The 20,362-nt window shown below is 67.2% G+C and carries 17 protein-coding genes and 3 rRNA genes; 6 read left to right on the top strand and 14 right to left on the bottom strand.

All coding sequences use genetic code 11. The annotated features are described in order from the left end of the window. Positions 1-3: 3 nt before the first annotated feature. Positions 4-312 carry a hypothetical protein gene (locus V8690_RS08585; RefSeq protein WP_338777020.1) on the bottom strand — a complete coding sequence of 103 codons (309 nt, stop codon included), beginning with the start codon at positions 310-312 and terminating at the stop codon, positions 4-6. Between the two features lie 42 nt (positions 313-354). Between V8690_RS08585 and V8690_RS08590 the strand changes: the two genes are divergently transcribed. Beyond that, the gene (locus V8690_RS08590; RefSeq protein WP_338777021.1) at positions 355-702 is read left to right on the top strand and encodes an SCP2 sterol-binding domain-containing protein; all 348 of its coding nucleotides are present in this window, start codon (positions 355-357) and stop codon (positions 700-702) included. Here V8690_RS08590 and V8690_RS08595 read toward each other — a convergent pair. From V8690_RS08595 to V8690_RS08610, 4 genes are all read right to left on the bottom strand, one after another. Next, positions 686-1,546 (bottom strand): ABC transporter ATP-binding protein, encoded by an 861-nt coding sequence (locus tag V8690_RS08595; RefSeq protein WP_338777023.1) that lies wholly within the window; start codon positions 1,544-1,546, stop codon positions 686-688. The two genes, V8690_RS08590 and V8690_RS08595, sit on opposite strands and share 17 nt — an antisense overlap. Further along, positions 1,543-2,583: an iron chelate uptake ABC transporter family permease subunit gene (locus V8690_RS08600; RefSeq protein WP_338777025.1), complete on the bottom strand. Its 1,041-nt coding sequence runs from the start codon at positions 2,581-2,583 to the stop codon at positions 1,543-1,545. The genes V8690_RS08595 and V8690_RS08600 overlap by 4 nt, the downstream gene beginning before the upstream one ends. After that, positions 2,580-3,623 carry an iron chelate uptake ABC transporter family permease subunit gene (locus V8690_RS08605; protein WP_338777027.1) on the bottom strand — a complete coding sequence of 348 codons (1,044 nt, stop codon included), beginning with the start codon at positions 3,621-3,623 and terminating at the stop codon, positions 2,580-2,582. The genes V8690_RS08600 and V8690_RS08605 overlap by 4 nt, the downstream gene beginning before the upstream one ends. Positions 3,624-3,779: 156 nt before the next feature. Then, positions 3,780-4,811 (bottom strand): HAD hydrolase-like protein, encoded by a 1,032-nt coding sequence (locus V8690_RS08610; RefSeq protein WP_338777029.1) that lies wholly within the window; start codon positions 4,809-4,811, stop codon positions 3,780-3,782. A gap of 72 nt (positions 4,812-4,883) precedes the next feature. Here V8690_RS08610 and V8690_RS08615 point away from each other — a divergent pair, with 72 nt between their 5' ends. Further along, positions 4,884-6,176: a DUF1015 domain-containing protein gene (locus tag V8690_RS08615; RefSeq protein WP_338777030.1), complete on the top strand. Its 1,293-nt coding sequence runs from the start codon at positions 4,884-4,886 to the stop codon at positions 6,174-6,176. Positions 6,177-6,251: 75 nt separating this feature from the next. Here V8690_RS08615 and V8690_RS08620 read toward each other — a convergent pair whose 3' ends face one another. From V8690_RS08620 to V8690_RS08645, 6 genes are all read right to left on the bottom strand, one after another. Next, entirely contained in the window at positions 6,252-6,977 is a 726-nt protein-coding gene (locus V8690_RS08620) for a hypothetical protein (protein WP_338785290.1), read from the bottom strand. After that, positions 6,869-7,954 carry a hypothetical protein gene (locus V8690_RS08625; RefSeq protein WP_338785666.1) on the bottom strand — a complete coding sequence of 362 codons (1,086 nt, stop codon included), beginning with the start codon at positions 7,952-7,954 and terminating at the stop codon, positions 6,869-6,871. The genes V8690_RS08620 and V8690_RS08625 overlap by 109 nt, the downstream gene beginning before the upstream one ends. Before the next feature lie 227 nt (positions 7,955-8,181). Further along, positions 8,182-8,298, bottom strand: a 5S ribosomal RNA gene (gene rrf, locus V8690_RS08630). A 105-nt stretch (positions 8,299-8,403) separates the two neighbouring features. Next, positions 8,404-11,523, bottom strand: a 23S ribosomal RNA gene (locus V8690_RS08635). 309 nt (positions 11,524-11,832) lie between these two features. Further along, positions 11,833-13,359, bottom strand: a 16S ribosomal RNA gene (locus tag V8690_RS08640). Together the 16S, 23S and 5S rRNA genes form the textbook arrangement of a ribosomal RNA operon. Before the next feature lie 524 nt (positions 13,360-13,883). Then, positions 13,884-14,534 carry a DNA-3-methyladenine glycosylase gene (locus V8690_RS08645; protein WP_338777032.1) on the bottom strand — a complete coding sequence of 217 codons (651 nt, stop codon included), beginning with the start codon at positions 14,532-14,534 and terminating at the stop codon, positions 13,884-13,886. A 145-nt stretch (positions 14,535-14,679) separates the two neighbouring features. On the opposite strand from V8690_RS08645, the gene V8690_RS08650 reads away from it, so the two are divergent. From V8690_RS08650 to V8690_RS08660, 3 genes are all read left to right on the top strand, one after another. Further along, positions 14,680-15,462: a sporulation protein gene (locus tag V8690_RS08650; protein WP_338777034.1), complete on the top strand. Its 783-nt coding sequence runs from the start codon at positions 14,680-14,682 to the stop codon at positions 15,460-15,462. A 52-nt stretch (positions 15,463-15,514) separates the two neighbouring features. Continuing rightward, positions 15,515-16,054: a YbhB/YbcL family Raf kinase inhibitor-like protein gene (locus tag V8690_RS08655; RefSeq protein ID WP_338777036.1), complete on the top strand. Its 540-nt coding sequence runs from the start codon at positions 15,515-15,517 to the stop codon at positions 16,052-16,054. A gap of 210 nt (positions 16,055-16,264) precedes the next feature. Continuing rightward, positions 16,265-16,771 (top strand): HNH endonuclease, encoded by a 507-nt coding sequence (locus tag V8690_RS08660; protein ID WP_114251210.1) that lies wholly within the window; start codon positions 16,265-16,267, stop codon positions 16,769-16,771. 71 nt (positions 16,772-16,842) lie between these two features. Here V8690_RS08660 and V8690_RS08665 read toward each other — a convergent pair whose 3' ends face one another. The 3 genes from V8690_RS08665 to V8690_RS08675 form a co-directional block, all read right to left on the bottom strand. Then, positions 16,843-17,802 (bottom strand): SPFH domain-containing protein, encoded by a 960-nt coding sequence (locus V8690_RS08665; RefSeq protein WP_059423441.1) that lies wholly within the window; start codon positions 17,800-17,802, stop codon positions 16,843-16,845. A gap of 131 nt (positions 17,803-17,933) precedes the next feature. Further along, entirely contained in the window at positions 17,934-18,365 is a 432-nt protein-coding gene (locus V8690_RS08670; RefSeq protein WP_086847490.1) for an NfeD family protein, read from the bottom strand. Positions 18,366-18,459: 94 nt separating this feature from the next. Then, positions 18,460-19,257: an ABC transporter ATP-binding protein gene (locus V8690_RS08675; protein ID WP_059423446.1), complete on the bottom strand. Its 798-nt coding sequence runs from the start codon at positions 19,255-19,257 to the stop codon at positions 18,460-18,462. Positions 19,258-19,418: 161 nt separating this feature from the next. Between V8690_RS08675 and V8690_RS08680 the strand changes: the two genes are divergently transcribed. Then, on the top strand, positions 19,419-20,204 hold the full coding sequence (locus V8690_RS08680) for a hypothetical protein (RefSeq protein WP_338777047.1): 786 nt from the start codon (positions 19,419-19,421) through the stop codon (positions 20,202-20,204). The last annotated feature ends 158 nt before the right edge of the window (positions 20,205-20,362 follow it).

Consider the following 20,362-nt stretch of genomic DNA (forward strand, 5'->3'; position numbering starts at 1 on the left):
GGTTCAGCTCCCCTGTCGGTACGTCGATGGGGGCGCCGGAGGTCCCGGGCGGGCGTCGAGCGCGGTGAGCGCGTCGCGCAGCCCCCGGTGTACATCCTCGTACACCTCGACGTGCCCGTCCGTGGCGAGGTGGTCCGCGTCACCGAGCCGGTCCAGGGCCGCGTCCACGTCGGCGTTGCCCGTGGGGGTGCGGGGCACGTTCAGCGGGGCGGGGGCGGCGGGATCGTCCTCGGGCTCCGGCTCGGGCTCGGGTTCCGGCTCAAGCCCGGGCTCTTCCTCCACCACCGGCATTTCGGGAACTGCGTCTTCCATGCCCCGACGCTACCGCGAACCGCTGCGGTACCGTCGATCGCGATGGCCACGATCGAGGAGTGCCGCAGCGCACTCGACAAGCTCTCCGACACCATGCAGCGCGCTGAAGGGGATGTCCGCGATGCCGCGGCCCTGGACCGTTCGGTGAGCTGCCACATCACGGACCTGGACGTCACCTTCGTCGGCCGTATGCGGGGCGGGCGGATCGAGGTGCGCGACACGGTCCAGGGACCGCCGCCCGGCAAGGCCGAGATCAGGCTCGCCATGACCGGTGACGACCTGGTCGCGCTGGTCGACGGCGAGCTGAACTTCGCCAGGGCCTGGGGCTCGGGCCGGGTGAAACTGCACGCGGGTGTGCGAGACCTGCTCCAGCTCAGGAAGCTTCTGTAGCGGCCACCTTCCCGGCCCCGGCCCCTGCCCCGACGCGTGCCTTCCGCGCCGCCGGCACGACCAGCGGCGTGCCCGTCTCCGGGTCGTCGATGACCTGGCAGCACAGTCCGAAGACCTCCTCGACCAGGTCGGCCGTGACGATGTCCTTCGGCGCGCCCTCGGCGACGACCCGGCCCCCGCGCAGCGCGATGAGGTGCGTGGCGTAGCGGGCGGCGTGGTTCAGGTCGTGCAGCACGGCGACGAGCGTGCGCCCCTGCTCCTCGTGCAGCTCCGCGCACAGGTTCAGGACGTCGATCTGGTGCTGGATGTCCAGGAACGTCGTCGGCTCGTCGAGCAGCAGCAGCGGCGTCTGCTGGGCGAGGGCCATGGCGATCCACACGCGCTGGCGCTGACCGCCCGAGAGCTCGTCGACGTAGCGGTCGGCCAGCTCGGCGACGCCGGTCTGCCGCATCGACTCCTGGACGACCCGCTCGTCCTCGGTCGACCACTGGCGCAGGATGCCCTGGTGCGGGTAGCGGCCGCGGCCCACCAGATCGCCGACGGTGATGCCGTCCGGCGCGATGGACGACTGGGGCAGCAGACCGAGGGTCCGCGCGACCTTCTTCGCGGGCATCGACTGGATGACCTGACCGTCGAGCAGCACGCGGCCCTCACTCGGCTTGAGCATCCGCGACAGCGCCCGCAGGAGCGTCGACTTGCCGCACGCGTTGGGGCCGACGATCACTGTGAAGGAGTTGTCGGGTATCTCCACCGACAGTTGCTCGGCGATCACCCGCTGGTCGTAGGCGAGGGTGACGTTCTCGGCGGACAGACGGTTCACGGTGCTCCTTCGGTTCTTGCTCATATCCGGCCCGCCTTGCGTTCGGTGACCAGCAGCCACAGCAGGTAGACACCGCCGAGCACGCCGGTGACCACGCCCACGGGCAACTGCTCGGCGCCGAACGCCCGCTGCGAGAGCCAGTCGGCGATGACCAGCAGGGCGGCGCCCATGCACAGGGAGGCCAGCAGGTTCGGGCCGGGCGAACGGGTCAGGCGCCGGGCCAGCTGCGGCGCGGTGAGCGCCACGAAGCTGACGGGACCGGCGGCGGCGGTCGCGGACGCGGTCAACAGCACGGCCGCCACCATCAGCAGCAGCCGTACGCGCTCCACCCGCACCCCGAGGGCGTACGACACGTCGTCGCCCATCTCCATCATCCGCAGCCCGCGCGCGTTGCACAGGACGAGCGGCACGAGCACGGCGCACAGCCCGAGCATCGGCCAGACCTGGGCCCAGTCACGGCCGTCGAGGGATCCGGTCATCCACACGACCGCGCGGGCCGCGTCCACGATGTCTGACTTGGTGAGCAGATAGCCGTTGACCGCCGTGACGATCGCGGAGACGCCGATACCGACCAGCACCAGCCGGTATCCGTGCACGCCCCGCTTCCAGGCGAGCACGTAGATGGCGAGGCCGGTCACAAGGCCGCCCACCAGCGCCCCGGCGGCGACCTGGTTCGCGCTCCCGGAGAACAGCACGATCACCGTGAGCGCGCCGGCCGTCGCCCCCTGACCGAGGCCCAGTACGTCCGGACTACCCAGCGGATTGCGGGAGATGGACTGGAACAGCGCGCCGCCGAGTCCCAGCGAGGCGCCGACCAACAGCCCGACCAGGACGCGCGGCAGCCGCAGTTCGTTGACGATGAACTCCTGGCCGGCGTTGCCCTCGCCGAACAGCGTCCGCAGCACGTCGGCGGCCGGGATCGGGAAGTCGCCGGTACCGATGAGCACGACACTCGCCGTGAGCGCCGCGACCAGCAACGAGAGCACGACGGTGAAGGCCCGCACGTCCAGGCGTACGGAGAGCCCGCCCGACGTCCTCACAGCACGGTTGGTGGTCTTCACAGCTGCGCCGTCCTCCGCCGTCGTACGAGATAGATGAACACCGGTCCGCCGAGGATCGCGGTGACGATGCCCACCTGGAGTTCCGCCGGCCGGGCCACGATCCGGCCGATGACGTCGGCGCCGAGCAGCAGCACGGGCGACAGGATCGCCGCGTACGGCAGGATCCAGCGAAGATCGGGCCCGGTGAAGGAACGCACGACGTGCGGCACCATCAGCCCGACGAACACGATCGGCCCGCAGGCCGCGGTCGCCGCCCCGCACAGCACGGTCGCGGCCAGCATGGACAGCGCCCGCGTCCGGTTCAGGTTGGCGCCGAGCGCCTTGGCGGTGTCGTCGCCCATGGCCATGGCGTTGAGCGGCCGGGACAGGGCCAGCGCCAGGACCATGCCGACCAGCAGGAACGGCAGGACCTGCCGGATGGTCGAGTCGTTCGCCGCGGACAGCGAACCGACCGTCCAGAAGCGCATCTTGCCGAGCGCCGCGTCGTCCATGATCATCACGGCCTGGAGGTAGCCGTAGAGCGCGGCGCTGATCGCCGTACCGGCGAGCGCGAGCCGCACCGGCGTCGCGCCCCGGCTGCCGCCGAGGAACCACACCAGCGCCCCGACCGCGGCCGCGCCGAAGAACGCGAACCAGACGTAGCCGTTGAGCGAGGTGATCCCGAGGAACGTGACGGCCGTGACGACCGCGGCGGACGCGCCCGCGTTGATCCCGAGCAGTCCGGGATCGGCCAGCGGGTTGCGCGTGAGCGCCTGGAGAACCGCTCCGGCCAGACCGAGAGCGGCGCCGGCGAGCAGCCCGAGCACGGTCCGCGACAGCCGCTCCGCCACGACGACGTCGCCATACGTCCCCGAGTCCTCGAACAAGCCGTGCCAGACCTGCCCGACGGACAGGCCCTTCGCTCCGATCGCGATACTCATCAGCGCGACGAGGGCCAGGATCGCTACGGCCAGGAGGAGCCCAAAGGCCCGTATCGCCCGTCGGGTCGGGGGCGCGGGGGCGGTCTCCGCGCGCTGTTCGGGAGGACTGTCGACCAACACGCAAGTTAGGTTAGCCTACCCTGCCATCCCATCTCGATTCCGGAGCCCGGCCCCCGGCTCGGACCCCCAGCCGGAGCGTGCCCGCGAACGCGGATCCATCCCGGCCTCAGAACCGCGGACCCAACCGGTGCTCAGAACCGCGGACCCGACGGGCGCTCAATGGCCCAGCCTCGCCAGCGACTTCGCCCCGTCCAGCTCGCACACACCCGCACCGGCGGCCGTCCACGCCGCGGCGCACAACGCGCGCAGCCCGTCCAGCGCCTCGCCCTCCCCTTCGAGCTCCAGCCGGTCCGCGCCAACCGCCGCCGTCCAGCCACCGCACCGAAACCCGCCGTCGTCCGCCGCGACGACATCCGGCTGGCCGCTGAGCATCCCGCGCAGATCGGCGTCCACATACGTCGGCCGGTGCTGCGGCGGCGCGGCCAGCAGCTGCGCGCCGTCGGTCACCCCGGTCAGGACGAGCAGCGAGTCGACGTCCCCGTTGTGCGCGCCCTCGATGTCCGTGTCCAGCCGGTCCCCCACCACCAGCGGCCGCTTCGCCCCGGTCCGCAGGATGGTCTCCCGGTGCATCGGAGGCAGCGGCTTGCCCGCGACCTGCGGCTCGGCGCCCGTCGCGATCCGCACGACCTCAACTGCCGCGCCGTTGCCCGGCGCGATCCCACGCCCGCTCGGAATCGTCAGGTCGGTGTTCGAGGCGAACCAGGGCACACCGCGCGCGACGGCGTAACTCGCCTCCGCGAAACGGCCCCACGGCAGCTCGGGACCGCCGTACCCCTGCACCACCGCCGCCGGATCGTCGTCCGCCGACTCCACGGGCACGAGCCCGCGCTCGCGCAGCGCCACCCGCAGGCCCTCACCGCCGACCACCAGCACACGGGCCCCCTGCGGCACCTGCTCGCTGATCAGCCTCGCGACCGCCTGCGCCGAGGTGATGACCTCGTCGGCGCCGGTCGGTATGCCGAGCTCGGTCAGGTGCTCGGCCACCGTGTCCGGAGTCCGCAGCGCGTTGTTGGTGACGTACGCCAGACGCATCCCGCCCGTCCGGGCCGTGGCCAGCGACTCGACCGCGTGCGCGATCGCGCTCCCGCCCGCGTACACGACACCGTCCAGATCGAGCAGTGCCGTGTCGTACGCCTCGCTCAGGGCCTGCCCACTGCCCTCGGGCCTCGTCCTGACGCTCCGGCTCATCCCGCATCGCTCCTCGTTCGACGGCTTTCCCCCGATCATCCCCCATGCCACTGACACCCGTACGATGCCGGGATGAACACAGCAGGTCACTCGGAAGCAACGGAGCGCCGAGGCCTGGAACTCACCCCGTTCCGAGGCCTTCGCTACGACCCCGACCGGGTCGGCAGCCTGGCCGCAGTGACATCACCGCCGTACGACGTCGTCGTCCGCCCCGACGGAGTGCACCATCTCCAGTCCGCCGACCCGCACAACATCGTCCGCCTGATCCTCCCCGAGGCCGCCACCCCCAGCGCCCGCAACGACCAGGCCGCCAAGACCCTGCGCCGCTGGGTGTCCGAGGGCGTCCTGACCACCGACCCGGACCCCGGCCTGTACGTCTACGAGCAGCGGGACGGCAACGGCATGCTGCAACGCGGCGTCATCGGCGCCCTGCGCGTGTCGGACCCGGCCGAGCAGGTGGTACTGCCGCACGAGGACGTCATGCCGCACGTCGTCGCCGACCGCGCGGCCCTGATGCGGGCCACCTCCGCGAACCTCGAACCTCTCCTGCTCACCTACCGCGGCGACGATGCGACGACCGCCACGGCGGACCTGATCGAGCGCACCGCCGAACAGCCCCCGCTCCTCGCGACCACCACAGAGGACGGCTTCAGCCACCGCCTGTGGTCGGTCACCGCCCCCGCCGACCTGGCCACGATCCACACCGGCCTCGCCGGTCACCAGGCCCTCATCGCCGACGGCCACCACCGCTGGGCGACCTACCGCCGCCTCCGCACGGAGCACCCCTCCCCCAGCCCGTGGGACCACGGGCTGGTCCTCCTGGTCGACACGGCCCGCTACCCCCTGCGCGTCCGCGCCATCCACCGCCTCCTCCACGACCTGCCGGTCGCCGACGCCGTGGCCGCCCTGGACGGTCGCTTCCGCGTGCGCCGCCTCGACGTCCCGCTGTCCGAGGCCCTGGAGACACTGGCGGACGCGGCCTGCGCGGGCAACGCGTTCCTGCTGGCCGGCGACGGTTCCTTCCACCTCGTCGATCGCCCGGACCCGGACCTCCTGGCCCGTACGATCCCCGCCGACCGCCCCACCGCCTGGCGCACCCTGGACGCGACGGTCCTGCACGCCACGCTCCTCGACCACGTCTGGCGCATCCCCGAGGACTCCCCCGCGCACATCACGTACATCCACGACACGGCCGCCACGGTCGCGAAGGCGGAACGCGACGGCGGTACGGCCGTCCTGATGCACCCGGTCCGCGAGGAGGTCGTCCGCGCCCTGGCCCGGCAGGGCGTCACCATGCCACGCAAGTCGACGTCGTTCGGCCCGAAGCCGGCCTCCGGCCTGGTGCTGCGCGCGCTGGATTTCTAAAGCGCCAAACCTCTGACACACGTAGGGGGCGGATCCCGACCGGAATCCGCCCCCTACTACGCGTACTACGCGATGTCAGTCCTTCTCCTCCTCGGCGGCGTCGCCGCCCTCACCCTCGTCCTCGGCCAGGGCGTCCACGAACTCCACCCCGTCCAGCTCGGCGAGCCGGTCCGAGGCGTCCGTGCTGCCGTCCCGGTCGGCCTCGACGGCCTTCGCGAACCACTCCCGTGCCTCGCTCTCCCGCCCGGCGGCCAGCAGCGCGTCGGCGTAGGCGTACCGCAGCCTCGCGGTCCACGGCTGCACGGAGTTGGAGGCCAGCTCCGGGCTCTGAAGCGTCACGATGGCCGCGTCCAGCTGCCCCATGTCCCGCCGCGCACCGGCCGCGACGAGGCGCATCTCGACCTGCCCGGCCTTGTCCAGCTTGTGCACTTCAGGCGCCCCGGCCATGTCCAGCGCCTTCTCCGGCCGCCCGAGCCCACGCTCGCAGTCGGCCATGACAGGCCACAGGTCCACGTTCCCGGTCATGCGCCGCGCGGCCCGGAACTCGGCGAGAGCCTCGCTGTACTTCTGGTTCGCGTACGCGGCGAAGCCGCCCGCCTCCCGTACCGCGGCAACGCGCGAAGCCAGCCGCAGGGCCACCTTGGAGTAGGCGTACGCCCCCTCGGGGTCCTCGTCGATGAGCCGGGCGACCATCACCAAGTTCTTGGCGACGTCGTCGGCGAGCGTCTTGGGCAGGCTCTGGAGCTCCTGCCGTACGTCCTTGTCGATCTCCTCGCCTGTGACGTCCTCGGGGATCGGCAGCCGCTTGATCGGCTCCCTGTCCCGCTCGCGCTCGTCACGGAACCGACCGCCGCCACGCCGGTCGTCACGACGGTCGTCGCGCCGGTCATCACGGCCCCGGAAGCCCCCGGGCCGCCCACCGCGATCGTCGCGCCGCGGCCCGCGCCCACCACGGTCGTCCCGGCCGCGGAAGCCGCCACGGTCGCCGCGGCTGTCGTCCCGACGGAACTCACCACGCTCGTGACGAGGACCGTCGTCCCGCCGGAAGCCACCACGCCCGCCCCGAGGGGCATCATCGCGCCGGAAACCGCCACGGTCCCCACGGTCGTCCCCACGGCGATCATCGCGACGGTCATCCCGTCGGTCGTCACGGCCCCGGAAACCACCGCGGTCGCCATCACGACGGAAATCGCGGTCCCGGTCGTCGCCACGGAATCCGCGGTCGCGATCATCACCGCGGAAGCCACGGTCCCTGTTGTCCCGGCGCTCTCCGCGGTCGTCACGGCGGTGGAATCCGCCACGGTCGCTCTCACGCCTGTCATCGCGCCTGTCATCGCGACGGTCGTCGCGCCTGTCGTCCCGACGGTCGTCCCGTCGGAATCCACCGCGCTGCCCACGGTCGTCGTCTCCGCGTCGGACATCGCCCCGGCGGTCGTCGCGCCGGCCGTAGCCGCCACCACGGTTGTCATCACGCCGGAAACCGCCCCGGTCTCCCCGGTCGTCCGGACGCCCCCCGCGGTCGTCACGCCGGAAGGAGGGGCGGTCACCGCGGTCGTCACGCCGGAAGGGCGGACGGTCACCGCGGTCGTCACGCCGGAACCCGCCGCGGTCGCGATCGTCCCTGCGCGGCCCTCGGTCACGGTCATCGCGCCGGCCGTAGCCACCCCCACCGCGGTTGTCGTCACGCCGGAAGCCACCGCGCTCCCCGCGGTCGCTTCGCTCACCTCGGTCGCTTCGACCGCTTCGGTCGCCTCCACGGAAGCCGCCACGGTCTCCACGGTCCCCGCGCTGACCGCCGCGGTCGCTCCGGTCGCTCCGGTCCCCCTCCCGTCGCTGCTGGTCGCGCTCCGGTCGGTCGTCGGGAGAGTTGGTGGACATGGTGACTCCTGTCTTCGGTACCGCAAAGTCATTCTCGCGCAGCCGGGTGCCCAGCGCGCAGTGCAAAAACAAAAAAGGACCCCTGGTCCCAGCTGAACGCTGGTGACCAGGGGTCCTTCCAAAGATTGTTCGGCGGCGTCCTACTCTCCCACAGGGTCCCCCCTGCAGTACCATCGGCGCTGTAAGGCTTAGCTTCCGGGTTCGGAATGTAACCGGGCGTTTCCCCTACGCTATAACCACCGAAACCCTAATGGTTTCGAGCGAACAAGCACACTCTTCAATTGTTTGTTCTACTCAAAGCCGACAACTGTTCGTTGTCTCAGAACTAACACAGTGGACGCGAGCAACTGAGGACAAGCCCTCGGCCTATTAGTACCGGTCAACTCCACACGTTACCGTGCTTCCATATCCGGCCTATCAACCCAGTCGTCTACTGGGAGCCTTACCCCATCAAGTGGGTGGGAGTCCTCATCTCGAAGCAGGCTTCCCGCTTAGATGCTTTCAGCGGTTATCCCTCCCGAACGTAGCCAACCAGCCATGCCCTTGGCAGAACAACTGGCACACCAGAGGTTCGTCCGTCCCGGTCCTCTCGTACTAGGGACAGCCCTTCTCAAGACTCCTACGCGCACAGCGGATAGGGACCGAACTGTCTCACGACGTTCTAAACCCAGCTCGCGTACCGCTTTAATGGGCGAACAGCCCAACCCTTGGGACCGACTCCAGCCCCAGGATGCGACGAGCCGACATCGAGGTGCCAAACCATCCCGTCGATATGGACTCTTGGGGAAGATCAGCCTGTTATCCCCGGGGTACCTTTTATCCGTTGAGCGACGGCGCTTCCACAAGCCACCGCCGGATCACTAGTCCCGACTTTCGTCCCTGCTCGACCCGTCGGTCTCACAGTCAAGCTCCCTTGTGCACTTACACTCAACACCTGATTGCCAACCAGGCTGAGGGAACCTTTGGGCGCCTCCGTTACCCTTTAGGAGGCAACCGCCCCAGTTAAACTACCCATCAGACACTGTCCCTGATCCGGATCACGGACCCAGGTTAGACATCCAGCACGACCAGACTGGTATTTCAACGACGACTCCACCTGAACTGGCGTCCAAGCTTCACAGTCTCCCAGCTATCCTACACAAGCCGAACCGAACACCAATATCAAACTGTAGTAAAGGTCCCGGGGTCTTTCCGTCCTGCTGCGCGAAACGAGCATCTTTACTCGTAGTGCAATTTCACCGGGCCTATGGTTGAGACAGTCGAGAAGTCGTTACGCCATTCGTGCAGGTCGGAACTTACCCGACAAGGAATTTCGCTACCTTAGGATGGTTATAGTTACCACCGCCGTTTACTGGCGCTTAAGTTCTCAGCTTCGCCCACCCGAAAGTGAGCTAACCGGTCCCCTTAACGTTCCAGCACCGGGCAGGCGTCAGTCCGTATACATCGCCTTACGGCTTCGCACGGACCTGTGTTTTTAGTAAACAGTCGCTTCTCGCTGGTCTCTGCGGCCACCCCCAGCTCAAGGAGCAAGTCCTCTCACCGGATGTGGCCCCCCTTCTCCCGAAGTTACGGGGGCATTTTGCCGAGTTCCTTAACCATAGTTCACCCGAACGCCTCGGTATTCTCTACCTGACCACCTGAGTCGGTTTAGGGTACGGGCCGCCATGAAACTCGCTAGAGGCTTTTCTCGACAGCATAGGATCATCCACTTCACCACAATCGGCTCGGCATCAGGTCTCAGCCACAAGTGCGACGGATTTACCTATCGCACGGCCTACACCCTTACCCCGGGACAACCACCGCCCGGGATGGACTACCTTCCTGCGTCACCCCATCACTCACCTACTACCACCTTGGTCCGGCGGCTCCACCACTCCCCTTTGCCCGAAGGCTCCAGGGCGGCTTCACGGCCTTAGCATCAGCGGGCTCGATGTTTGACGCTTCACAGCGGGTACCGGAATATCAACCGGTTATCCATCGACTACGCCTGTCGGCCTCGCCTTAGGTCCCGACTTACCCTGGGCAGATCAGCTTGACCCAGGAACCCTTAGTCAATCGGCGCACACGTTTCTCACGTGTGAATCGCTACTCATGCCTGCATTCTCACTCGTGAACCGTCCACAACTCGCTTACGCGGCTGCTTCACCCGGCACACGACGCTCCCCTACCCATCCACACACCCGTTGGGGCTGTTGTATGAATGACACGACTTCGGCGGTACGCTTGAGCCCCGCTACATTGTCGGCGCGGAATCACTAGACCAGTGAGCTATTACGCACTCTTTCAAGGGTGGCTGCTTCTAAGCCAACCTCCTGGTTGTCTCTGCGACTCCACATCCTTTCCCACTTAGCGTACGCTTAGGGGCCTTAGTCGATGCTCTGGGCTGTTTCCCTCTCGACCATGGAGCTTATCCCCCACAGTCTCACTGCCGCGCTCTCACTTACCGGCATTCGGAGTTTGGCTAAGGTCAGTAACCCGGTAGGGCCCATCGCCTATCCAGTGCTCTACCTCCGGCAAGAAACACACGACGCTGCACCTAAATGCATTTCGGGGAGAACCAGCTATCACGGAGTTTGATTGGCCTTTCACCCCTAACCACAGGTCATCCCCCAGGTTTTCAACCCTGGTGGGTTCGGTCCTCCACGAAGTCTTACCTCCGCTTCAACCTGCCCATGGCTAGATCACTCCGCTTCGGGTCTTGAGCGTGCTACTCAAACGCCCTATTCGGACTCGCTTTCGCTACGGCTACCCCACCCGGGTTAACCTCGCAACACACCGCAAACTCGCAGGCTCATTCTTCAAAAGGCACGCAGTCACGAGGCAAGCACAAGTGCTTGCCCGACGCTCCCACGGCTTGTAGGCACACGGTTTCAGGTACTATTTCACTCCCCTCCCGGGGTACTTTTCACCATTCCCTCACGGTACTATCCGCTATCGGTCACCAGGGAATATTTAGGCTTAGCGGGTGGTCCCGCCAGATTCACACGGGATTTCTCGGGCCCCGTGCTACTTGGGTGTCTCTCAAACGAGCCGCTGACGTTTCGACTACGGGGGTCTTACCCTCTACGCCGGACCTTTCGCATGTCCTTCGCCTACATCAACGGTTTCTGACTCGTCTCACGGCCGGCAGACCATGAAAGAGAGATCCCACAACCCCGTATACGCAACCCCTGCCGGGTCTCACACGCATACGGTTTGGCCTCATCCGGTTTCGCTCGCCACTACTCCCGGAATCACGGTTGTTTTCTCTTCCTGCGGGTACTGAGATGTTTCACTTCCCCGCGTTCCCTCCACACTGCCTATGTGTTCAGCAGCGGGTGACAGCCCATGACGACTGCCGGGTTTCCCCATTCGGACACCCCCGGATCAAAGCCTGGTTGACGACTCCCCGGGGCCTATCGTGGCCTCCCACGTCCTTCATCGGTTCCTGGTGCCAAGGCATCCACCGTGCGCCCTTAAAAACTTGGCCACAGATGCTCGCGTCCACTGTGCAGTTCTCAAACAACGACCAGCCACCCATCACCCCACCCCTGAGGGCGAGTTCACTGGGGCCGGCGCCGAGGAAAAATCCATTCCCTCAGACACCCAACAGCGTGCCCGGCCAGCTCCCGCCCGGAGATCGTGCGTTCCACGCTCTTACGAGCAGTACTAGCAGCCTCCGACCCGAGGTCCTGGCCGAGTAGTCAACGTTCCACCCATGAGCAACCAGCATCAGACACTCGCTGATGTACTGGCCTCTGACCTCACCCCGAAGGGATCGGTGAGAAGTGCTCCTTAGAAAGGAGGTGATCCAGCCGCACCTTCCGGTACGGCTACCTTGTTACGACTTCGTCCCAATCGCCAGTCCCACCTTCGACAGCTCCCTCCCCACAAGGAGGTTGGGCCACCGGCTTCGGGTGTTACCGACTTTCGTGACGTGACGGGCGGTGTGTACAAGGCCCGGGAACGTATTCACCGCAGCAATGCTGATCTGCGATTACTAGCGACTCCGACTTCATGGGGTCGAGTTGCAGACCCCAATCCGAACTGAGACCGGCTTTTTGAGATTCGCTCCACCTCGCGGTATCGCAGCTCATTGTACCGGCCATTGTAGCACGTGTGCAGCCCAAGACATAAGGGGCATGATGACTTGACGTCGTCCCCACCTTCCTCCGAGTTGACCCCGGCGGTCTCCCGTGAGTCCCCAGCACCACAAGGGCCTGCTGGCAACACGGGACAAGGGTTGCGCTCGTTGCGGGACTTAACCCAACATCTCACGACACGAGCTGACGACAGCCATGCACCACCTGTACACCGACCACAAGGGGGACCCTGTCTCCAGGGTTTTCCGGTGTATGTCAAGCCTTGGTAAGGTTCTTCGCGTTGCGTCGAATTAAGCCACATGCTCCGCCGCTTGTGCGGGCCCCCGTCAATTCCTTTGAGTTTTAGCCTTGCGGCCGTACTCCCCAGGCGGGGCACTTAATGCGTTAGCTGCGGCACGGACAACGTGGAATGTTGCCCACACCTAGTGCCCACCGTTTACGGCGTGGACTACCAGGGTATCTAATCCTGTTCGCTCCCCACGCTTTCGCTCCTCAGCGTCAGTATCGGCCCAGAGATCCGCCTTCGCCACCGGTGTTCCTCCTGATATCTGCGCATTTCACCGCTACACCAGGAATTCCGATCTCCCCTACCGAACTCTAGCCTGCCCGTATCGACTGCAGACCCGGGGTTAAGCCCCGGGCTTTCACAACCGACGTGACAAGCCGCCTACGAGCTCTTTACGCCCAATAATTCCGGACAACGCTCGCGCCCTACGTATTACCGCGGCTGCTGGCACGTAGTTAGCCGGCGCTTCTTCTGCAGGTACCGTCACTTTCGCTTCTTCCCTGCTGAAAGAGGTTTACAACCCGAAGGCCGTCATCCCTCACGCGGCGTCGCTGCATCAGGCTTTCGCCCATTGTGCAATATTCCCCACTGCTGCCTCCCGTAGGAGTCTGGGCCGTGTCTCAGTCCCAGTGTGGCCGGTCGCCCTCTCAGGCCGGCTACCCGTCGTCGCCTTGGTGAGCCGTTACCTCACCAACAAGCTGATAGGCCGCGGGCTCATCCTGCACCGCCGGAGCTTTACAGCCCCCACCATGCGATGGAGACTCATATCCGGTATTAGACCCCGTTTCCAGGGCTTGTCCCAGAGTGCAGGGCAGATTGCCCACGTGTTACTCACCCGTTCGCCACTAATCCCCACCGAAGTGGTTCATCGTTCGACTTGCATGTGTTAAGCACGCCGCCAGCGTTCGTCCTGAGCCAGGATCAAACTCTCCGTGAATGTGTACCGGTAATCCGGTCGACACCACGAGAGCGGAACAGTCGGAGGAATAATCCGACCGTTCACAGCGTCCTCGCTGTGTTTTTTCAAAGGAACCTCGCCCCAGCAGATGCTGGAGACGGGGTATCAACATATCTGGCGTTGACTTTTGGCACGCTGTTGAGTTCTCAAGGAACGGTCGCTTCCTTTGTACTCACCCTCTCGGGCTTTCCTCCGGGCGCTTCCCTTCGGTCTTGCGTTTCCGACTCTATCAGATCCTTTTCTCGATCCGATTCCCTGTCGGGCGGGATTTGCCGGGAGGCCTTGGCTTTCGCTCGTCGGCCTTTCGACATTCACTACGTTAGCCGATTCCGCGCCCAGCTCATAATCGAGTCCGTCGGCGCCGAATTCAGGCATGCGAGCACACCGAATTCGCCCCTGCTGAGGGGAGTCGCTAGGTAGTGGGTTGGCCGCTTCCGGCTGCTGGCGAATGCCGTACCCGGGTCAAGCGGCTCGGGCTACATTACGCATCTTGCGGGGACGCGTCAACTTCGGCGGCGCCTCGGGACATGGGCCCGATAGGGGCTCACCGTCGGGTCGTTGGCGATCCAGAAGCGCCAGGGGTGGATGTCGCCGTTGCCCCCGTCGCCCGCGACTCCGGTGCGTGGGCCGTTGCGTACCTGGTCACGGGGCACGGGCGGGCCTGTGAGGATCTTCAGGGGCGTGGGGTCGGAGGTGCAGGCGTCCGTGCCGTCGAGGGAGCGGTCCACATCCAGGGCCGTGGCCAGGCGGGCCGGGCCTTTGGCCAGTTCCTTGTCGTTGCGGGCCGAGAGTCGACGGGTGCGAGCCAGCTCGGCGCCCTCGATGATCTCGCCGGCGCGGAGCAGGACCGCGCTCGCCTTGCCCTCGGGGCCGCAGACCAGGTTCATGCAGAACCACATGCCGTACGTGAAATAGACGTAGACGTGCCCGGGGGGACCGAACATCACGCCGTTTCGGGCCGTGCGGCCGCGATAGGCGTGGGAGCCGGGGTCGTCTTCACCGTCATAGGCCTCGACCTCTGTGAGGCGGAGGGCGATCGGACCGTCCGGGGTGGTGCGTACCAGGATGCGGCCGAGGAGGTCGGGGGCGACATCGAGGACGGGCCGGTCGAAGAACTCCCTGGACAGGGGCGTACGGTCGGGGGTCGCGATCATGCCCTCCGAGGGTACTGGAGACGGGTGGTGCGGCGGGGTGGCCTCAGGGCACCGGCCTTGCCAGGGTGAGGGCATGGAACCGGCCACGGCCGGATCGCGTTTGTAGGGATCAAGGATCCACCCGTAGTGGGCGAGAGGGAGAGACATGGCGTTCAAGAAGCTGCTCGCGAGCCTGGGGGCCGGCGGTGCTTCCGTCGAGACGGTGCTGCACGAGGTCAACGTCGTGCCGGGCGGTGTCGTCCAGGGTGAGGTGCGGATTCAGGGCGGGTCCGTGAACCAGCAGATCGAGGGGCTCTCGGTCGGGCTCCAGGCCAAGGTCGAGGTGGAGAGCGGCGACCAGGAGTACAGGCAGGACATCGAATTCACGAAGTCCCGGCTGGGCGGGGCGTTCGAGCTTCAGGCGAACGCGGTGCACGCGGTGCAGTTCGGGCTGGAGATCCCGTGGGAGACGCCGATCACGACGATCGACGGGCAGGAGCTGCGCTCGATGCACATCGGGGTCTCCACGGAGCTGGAGATCGCGCGGGCGGTGGACTCCGGTGACCTGGACCCGATCAACGTGCACCCGCTGCCGGCGCAGAAGGCGATCCTGGACGCCTTCATCCAGCTGGGCTTCCGGTTCAAGAACGCGGACATGGAGCGCGGTGTCATCCGGGGTACGCGGCAGAAGCTGCCGTTCTACCAGGAGATCGAGTTCTACCCGCCGCAGCAGTACCGGGGACTGAACCAGGTGGAGCTGAGCTTCGTGGCCGACGAGCACGCCATGGACGTGGTGCTCGAGATGGACAAGAAGCCGGGTCTGTTCAGCGAGGGCAGCGACACCTTCCGCTCGTTCCAGGTGGGGCTCAACGACTACCAGGGAACCGACTGGACGGCGTACATCAACCAGTGGCTCTCTGAGGTCGGCAGCAAGCGCAACTGGTTCTAGGAGAGGGCCTAGGCTCGGGATCAACTGCAAGAACCGATCAGGAGGTACCGAGGTGACCGAGCTCAAGCGGCGGCCGCTCCCCCACGACTTCCATCCGTCCGTGCCGTCGTTCACGGTGACGAGCAAGGACATCGAGGAGGGTGCGACGCTCCAGGACGCTCAGGTCTACGCGGCCGGCAACACCTCGCCGCAGTTGCGGTGGGAGGGCTTCCCGCCCGAGACCAAGAGCTTCGCCGTGACCTGCTACGACCCCGATGCCCCGACGGGCAGCGGGTTCTGGCACTGGGTGCTGTTCGACATCCCGGCGTCGGTGACCGAGCTGCCGGCGGGTGCGGGCAGCGGCACGCTCGAGGGTCTGCCCGAGGGTGCGATCCACGCTCGTAACGACTACGGCGGCAAGGAGTTCGGCGGTGCCGCGCCGCCGCCCGGGGACGGGCCGCACCGGTACGTGTTCACGGTGTACGCCGTGGACCAGGAGAAGCTCGGTCCGGATGCGGAGGCTTCGCCCGCTGTCGTGGGCTTCAACCTGCGGTTCCACACGATCGGGCGGGCCCAGCTGATCGGTGAGTACGAGGTGCCCGCCGAAGGCTGAGCGAACCGCCCCGCGATCCCAGCGTTCACGGAACGTTTGCCCGCTCCTGGTCTTGGAATTGATCAGGAGCGGGCATTTTTGTTGCCGGGGGTCGCGGGGGTCACCCCCCGTGGGAGCAGCAGATATTGCGTTGTCCATCTCGGCGTGCCCGGCCAGAGTTGATCCCAGCCCGCCAGGGGGTGGGCCGGTGCACACGGGAGGTGGGCTGGTATGCGGGACACGCTGGTACTCAACGCGAGCTTCGAGCCGCTGTCGACGGTGACGCTTAACCGAGCCGTCGTTCTGGTGCTTCAGGACAAGGCCGTCGTCGAGCAGGCCCACCCCGAACTGCGGATGCGGGGAGCCGCGGTCGACATACCGGCGCCCCGTGTGATCAGGCTCTGCCAGTACGTACGGGTGCCCTTCCGAAGACGAGCGCCGTGGTCGAGGCGGGGTGTGCTGGTCCGGGACCGGCACAGGTGCGCGTACTGCGGGAGGCGGGCGACGACCGTCGACCACGTGGTGCCGCGGTCGCAGGGCGGTCAGGACACGTGGCTGAACACGGTGGCCTCGTGCGCGGAGGACAACCACCGCAAGGCGAACCGGACTCCGGAGGAGGCGGGGATGCCGCTGCTGCGCCAGCCGTTCGAGCCGACTCCGGCGGACGCGATGCTGCTGGCGCTGGGGCAGGACGACTTCGACGCGTTGCCGGAGTGGCTGGCCCAGCCTGCGGCCTAGCCTGGCTGTCTGGCTGTCGCATGAAGGGGGCCCGCTTCCCAGGGAAGCGGGCCCCCTTCATGCGTGCCGGGTCAGTCGAGGGACGGCTTCTCGCGGCGTTCCTGGGCGGGGACGCCGCCTCCGGACGCGCCTGAGTTGCCGCCGGAACCGCCGCCCATGCCACCGAAGTTGCCCATGGCGCCGGAGAGGCCCTTGAGGGCGTCGCCGATTTCGCTGGGGACGATCCAGAGCTTGTTGGCGTCGCCTTCGGCGATCTTGGGGAGCATCTGGAGGTACTGGTAGGAGAGCAGCTTCTGGTCCGGGTCGCCGGCGTGGATGGCCTCGAAGACCGTACGGACGGCCTGGGCCTCGCCCTCGGCGCGCAGTGCGGCTGCCTTGGCCTCACCTTCGGCGCGCAGGATCTGGGACTGCTTCTCACCTTCGGCGCGCAGGATCTCGGACTGCCGGACACCTTCGGCCTGGAGGATCGCGGCGCGCTTGTCTCGGTCGGCGCGCATCTGCTTCTCCATCGAGTCCTGGATGGAGGTGGGCGGCTCGATCGCCTTGAGTTCGACGCGGTTGACGCGGATGCCCCACTTGCCGGTGGCCTCGTCGAGGACGCCGCGCAGGGCCGCGTTGATCTCCTCGCGGGAGGTCAGGGTCCGCTCCAGATCCATGCCACCGATGATGTTGCGGAGCGTGGTGACCGTGAGCTGCTCGATCGCCTGGATGTAGCTGGCGACTTCGTATGTCGCGGCGCGGGCGTCGGTCACCTGGTAGTAGATGACCGTGTCGATGTTGACCACCAGGTTGTCCTGGGTGATCACCGGCTGCGGCGGGAACGGGACGACCTGTTCGCGCAGGTCGATGCGGTTGCGGATGGTGTCGATGAACGGGACGACGATGTTGAGGCCGGCGTTCAGCGTCCGCGTGTAGCGGCCGAAGCGCTCGACGATGGCCGCGCTGGCCTGTGGGATGACTTGGATCGTCTTGATCAGGGCGATGAAGACCAACACCACCAGAATGATCAGGACGATGATGACCGGTTCCATCGTCGTTCCCCGTGTCCCTTCTCCGCTTCGGCGCCTTCGGCAGCTCTTATGGTTGTCGAAGATCTTGCTGGTCGAGTCTGTCAGACCGTCGCGTAGCTGGCGAGGAGTTCATCCAGTTACGTCCTGCGAGGTCACATGACGATCGCAGTGGCTCCCTCGATGTCCACGACGTCTACTTCCTGGCCTACTTCGTAAGCGCGGTCGGTGTCGAGGGCGCGGGCCGACCAGACCTCTCCGGCCAGCTTGATCCGGCCGCCAGAGGCGTCGACACGTTCCAGGACGACGGCCTGTCTGCCCTTCAACGCGTCGACGCCGGTGGCGAGTTGGGGCCGCTGGGCGCGATGTCGGTTCGCGATGGGCCGTACGACGGCGATGCCCGCGGTCGAGATGACGGCGAAGACGACGACCTGCGCGACGGCTCCGCCGCCGAAGACGCCGCTGACCACCGCGGCGCCGATGGCGCCCACCGCGAGCATGCCGAGTTCGGGCATCGCGGTGACCACGAGCGCGATGCCGAGCGCTGTCGCGCCGATCAGCCACCACAGCCATGCGTCGATTTCCACATGGTCATGGTAGGTCCGACGGACCTGTTGCCGACAGAGCGCCCGGCGTGTGAAATGCCGTTCTTGCTTTGGGATTTGTGGGGCGAGGGGCGGGTCAGGACAGCGGGAGGCCCTGTGCCGTCCAGCGCTCGCCCGCCTGTTCGACGACGAGCGGGAGGCCGAAGCAGAGGGAGAGGTTGCGGGAGGTGAGTTCGAGCTCCAGCGGGCCGGCGGCCAGCACCTTGCCCTGGCGGATCATGAGGACGTGCGTGAAGCCCGGCGGGATCTCCTCGACATGGTGGGTGACCATGAGCATCGAGGGGGCGATCGGGTCGCGGGCGAGACGTCCGAGGCGGCGGACGAGGTCCTCGCGGCCGCCGAGGTCGAGGCCGGCGGCGGGCTCGTCGAGGAGCAGCAGTTCGGGGTCGGTCATCAGGGCGCGGGCGATGAGGGTGCGCTTGCGCTCGCCCTCGGAGAGCGTGCCGAACTTGCGCTCCAGGTACTCGCTCATGCCGAGGCGGTCGAGGAAGGCGCGGGCGCGCTGTTCGTCGATCTCCTCGTAGTCCTCGTGCCAGGTGGCGGTCATGCCGTACGCGGCGGTCAGCACCGTCTCCAGGACCGTCTGGCGCTTGGGGAGCTTGTCGGCCATGGCGATGCCGGCCATGCCGATGCGCGGGCGCAGCTCGAAGACGTCGGTGCCGGGCCTGCCGAGGGTCTCGCCGAGGATGGCGGCGGTGCCCGAGCTGGGGAAGAGGTAGGTGGAAGCGAGGTTGAGGAGGGTGGTCTTGCCGGCGCCGTTCGGGCCCAGGATGACCCAGCGCTCGCCCTCCTTGACCGACCAGGAGACCTGGTCCACCAGAGCCCGGCCCTCGCGGACCACGGATACGTCCTGAAGCTCCAGAACATCGCTCATGAGCGCGTTGTCTCCCCTTGCAGTGTGGCCGGTCTCGGCTGTCGCGTACGCCTGTGGCTCGGTCCGCCGCGCCGGTGGGCGCAGCCCTCCATGAAATCTACGCCACCGGTCGGCCCGGACATTCCCTCGGTCCGGTCCTTGGAGGGTCCTAGGGTGGGGACATGCTCACGGAACCACGCGCTGGACGTCTCGCTGCATGGGGAAATGCCCTTTTGGCCGGACTTGTCTCACCGGATGACGCCGTGCTCGCCATCGTCGGCGAGGACGCGGTGCATCGGGTGGAGGGGCTGCCGGGTGAGTCGGGCCAGGTCGGGCTGACACTCGCACTGGGGCGGCTGCGGACGCTCGGGGTGACCGGGCTGCGGGTGGCGCTGCCCGCGCCGGGGCATCCGCTGGGGCTGAGCGGGCCGCCGGAGTTCAACGCGCGGGCGTTGGAGGCCGAGGAGGCGGTGGTCTGTTACGGGGCCGCCTTGGGGTTGGTGCCGGACGTGTACGAGGCGGGGCCCGAGGGTGTGCAGGTCGAGGTGGTGTGGCACGTGCTGCCCGTGCGGGAGGCGCCGCCGGCGGATGTGCCGTCGCTGGGTGAGGCGGAGCGGGAGCTGGCGGAGGCGCTCCGGGACGCGACCGACGTGCTGACGCGGCTGGATGTGGCCGGGGCGGGGCCGGTGGCGGAGGCGGCGGTCGATGCGTATCGGGCGCGGGCCGAGCGGGGGCGGGAGGTGTTGGCGCCTGGGTATCCGTCGCGGGCGGTGCGGGTGCTGGAGTTGGCGCAGCGGGTGGGGGTGCTGATCACCGTGGCGACGGAGAGCGGGACCGGGGGTGCGGTGAGTGCGTCTGAGATCTCTGCCCGGAGGGAGGCGTTGCGGCCGGTGGAGCGGACGGCTCGGCGGGCGCAGGTCGCGGCGTACAACTCCGTTGTGGAGGAGCGGGAGCGGGGGGTGCGGTGACTGGGGGCTGTTCTGGTGCTCGGCGTTGAGGCTGAGGGCGGAGCGGGGTGGTTCCGCCTGCGCCCACCCGTGCCGCCCCAGCGGCACGAGTGGGCGCAGCTGAGCGGACCGGCCTCCCAGGCGTTGCTGGGAGGCCGGGGTCACCTCCGGCTCGGAGA

The sequence above is a fragment of the Streptomyces sp. DG1A-41 genome, from assembly GCF_037055355.1.
GTDB lineage: Bacteria > Actinomycetota > Actinomycetes > Streptomycetales > Streptomycetaceae > Streptomyces.